This is a genomic window from Xanthomonas sp. 4461 (assembly GCF_024806475.1).
In the GTDB taxonomy this organism is placed as follows: Bacteria; Pseudomonadota; Gammaproteobacteria; order Xanthomonadales; family Xanthomonadaceae; genus Xanthomonas; species Xanthomonas arboricola_F.
In genome coordinates this window covers 3,304-6,062 of the sequence record NZ_JANTYV010000011.1, presented here as the reverse complement: position 1 = coordinate 6,062, position 2,759 = coordinate 3,304, and the positions used below count along the sequence as shown (strand labels likewise).

Annotated in this window: 2 tRNA genes and 2 rRNA genes (1 of these 4 running past the window's edge); all 4 read left to right on the top strand. The window is 53.3% G+C overall.

Annotated features, from left to right (window positions below):
* Positions 1-460: 460 nt before the first annotated feature.
* A 16S ribosomal RNA gene (locus FHY19_RS22315) occupies positions 461-2,007 on the top strand.
* Between the two features lie 93 nt (positions 2,008-2,100).
* Positions 2,101-2,176: transfer RNA gene (locus FHY19_RS22310), tRNA-Ala, on the top strand.
* Between the two features lie 19 nt (positions 2,177-2,195).
* Positions 2,196-2,272: transfer RNA gene (locus tag FHY19_RS22305), tRNA-Ile, on the top strand.
* A 228-nt stretch (positions 2,273-2,500) separates the two neighbouring features.
* Positions 2,501-2,759, top strand: a 23S ribosomal RNA gene (locus FHY19_RS22300) (it continues 2,721 nt past the right edge of the window).
* The 16S and 23S rRNA genes sit together here with 2 tRNA genes alongside, the layout of an rRNA operon.

Sequence of the window (2,759 nt, the reverse complement as noted above, 5' to 3'; positions counted from 1 at the left end):
GGTGTTGACGAAACGAAAAAGCCGGCTATGATGGGCGGCTCGCTACACGGAAAGACGCTACGGCGGATTGAGGTGCAGCGGCGGCAACTTCCTCTTCACGAGGGGTTGACGAGGATGAAAAGCCTGCTAATATGGCCGGCTCGCTTCGCAGAAAACCTTCGGGTCGAAACGAAGCAGCGTCAACCACCTCGAAATGAGGTGTTGACGGCAAGAAAAAGTCCGCTATAATGGGCGGCTCGCTTCGACGGAAACGACGAAGCTGACGGGAACGGCGCTGAGGCCACTTCCCAATGTTCTTTGACAGTGTGCGCAGGTAATTTGTGCGGACGCCTGCAGGAAGGATGATTGTCCATCTTGCAGACGTTTAATCAAAAAGCAACATATTAATTGCTTTGCAAGCGATAAGTTGTCAGTGGTTGAACTTCTGCAGCTAAAGTATTTGTCTTCGGACATGTAATTTTAAGTGAAGAGTTTGATCCTGGCTCAGAGTGAACGCTGGCGGCAGGCCTAACACATGCAAGTCGAACGGCAGCACAGTAAGAGCTTGCTCTTATGGGTGGCGAGTGGCGGACGGGTGAGGAATACATCGGAATCTACTCTTTCGTGGGGGATAACGTAGGGAAACTTACGCTAATACCGCATACGACCTACGGGTGAAAGCGGAGGACCTTCGGGCTTCGCGCGATTGAATGAGCCGATGTCGGATTAGCTAGTTGGCGGGGTAAAGGCCCACCAAGGCGACGATCCGTAGCTGGTCTGAGAGGATGATCAGCCACACTGGAACTGAGACACGGTCCAGACTCCTACGGGAGGCAGCAGTGGGGAATATTGGACAATGGGCGCAAGCCTGATCCAGCCATGCCGCGTGGGTGAAGAAGGCCTTCGGGTTGTAAAGCCCTTTTGTTGGGAAAGAAAAGCAGTCGGTTAATACCCGATTGTTCTGACGGTACCCAAAGAATAAGCACCGGCTAACTTCGTGCCAGCAGCCGCGGTAATACGAAGGGTGCAAGCGTTACTCGGAATTACTGGGCGTAAAGCGTGCGTAGGTGGTGGTTTAAGTCTGTTGTGAAAGCCCTGGGCTCAACCTGGGAATTGCAGTGGATACTGGGTCACTAGAGTGTGGTAGAGGGTAGCGGAATTCCCGGTGTAGCAGTGAAATGCGTAGAGATCGGGAGGAACATCCGTGGCGAAGGCGGCTACCTGGACCAACACTGACACTGAGGCACGAAAGCGTGGGGAGCAAACAGGATTAGATACCCTGGTAGTCCACGCCCTAAACGATGCGAACTGGATGTTGGGTGCAATTTGGCACGCAGTATCGAAGCTAACGCGTTAAGTTCGCCGCCTGGGGAGTACGGTCGCAAGACTGAAACTCAAAGGAATTGACGGGGGCCCGCACAAGCGGTGGAGTATGTGGTTTAATTCGATGCAACGCGAAGAACCTTACCTGGTCTTGACATCCACGGAACTTTCCAGAGATGGATTGGTGCCTTCGGGAACCGTGAGACAGGTGCTGCATGGCTGTCGTCAGCTCGTGTCGTGAGATGTTGGGTTAAGTCCCGCAACGAGCGCAACCCTTGTCCTTAGTTGCCAGCACGTAATGGTGGGAACTCTAAGGAGACCGCCGGTGACAAACCGGAGGAAGGTGGGGATGACGTCAAGTCATCATGGCCCTTACGACCAGGGCTACACACGTACTACAATGGTAGGGACAGAGGGCTGCAAACCCGCGAGGGTAAGCCAATCCCAGAAACCCTATCTCAGTCCGGATTGGAGTCTGCAACTCGACTCCATGAAGTCGGAATCGCTAGTAATCGCAGATCAGCATTGCTGCGGTGAATACGTTCCCGGGCCTTGTACACACCGCCCGTCACACCATGGGAGTTTGTTGCACCAGAAGCAGGTAGCTTAACCTTCGGGAGGGCGCTTGCCACGGTGTGGCCGATGACTGGGGTGAAGTCGTAACAAGGTAGCCGTATCGGAAGGTGCGGCTGGATCACCTCCTTTTGAGCATGACGTCATCGTCCTGTCGGGCGTCCTCACAAATTACCTGCATTCAGAGATTCATACCGGCACAGGTCGGTATGCGAAGTCCCTTTTGGGGCCTTAGCTCAGCTGGGAGAGCACCTGCTTTGCAAGCAGGGGGTCGTCGGTTCGATCCCGACAGGCTCCACCATATTGAGTGAAAAGACTTCGGGTCTGTAGCTCAGGTGGTTAGAGCGCACCCCTGATAAGGGTGAGGTCGGTAGTTCGAGTCTACCCAGACCCACCACTCTGAATGTAGTGCACACTTAAGAATTTATATGGATCAGCGTTGAGGCTGATACATGTTCTTTTATAACTTGTGACGTAGCGAGCGTTTGAGATATCTATCTAAACGTGTCGTTGAGGCTAAGGCGGGGACTTCGAGTCCCTAAATAATTGAGTCGTATGTTCGCGTTGGTGGCTTTGTACCCCACACAACACGTACATGTAGCTCCGAGGCAACTTGGGGTTATATGGTCAAGCGAATAAGCGCACACGGTGGATGCCTAGGCGGTCAGAGGCGATGAAGGACGTGGTAGCCTGCGAAAAGTGTCGGGGAGCTGGCAACAAGCTTTGATCCGGCAATATCCGAATGGGGAAACCCACTGCTTCGGCAGTATCCTGCAGTGAATTCATAGCTGCTGGAAGCGAACCCGGTGAACTGAAATATCTAAGTAACCGGAGGAAAAGAAATCAACCGAGATTCCCTAAGTAGTGACGAGCGAACGGGGAAT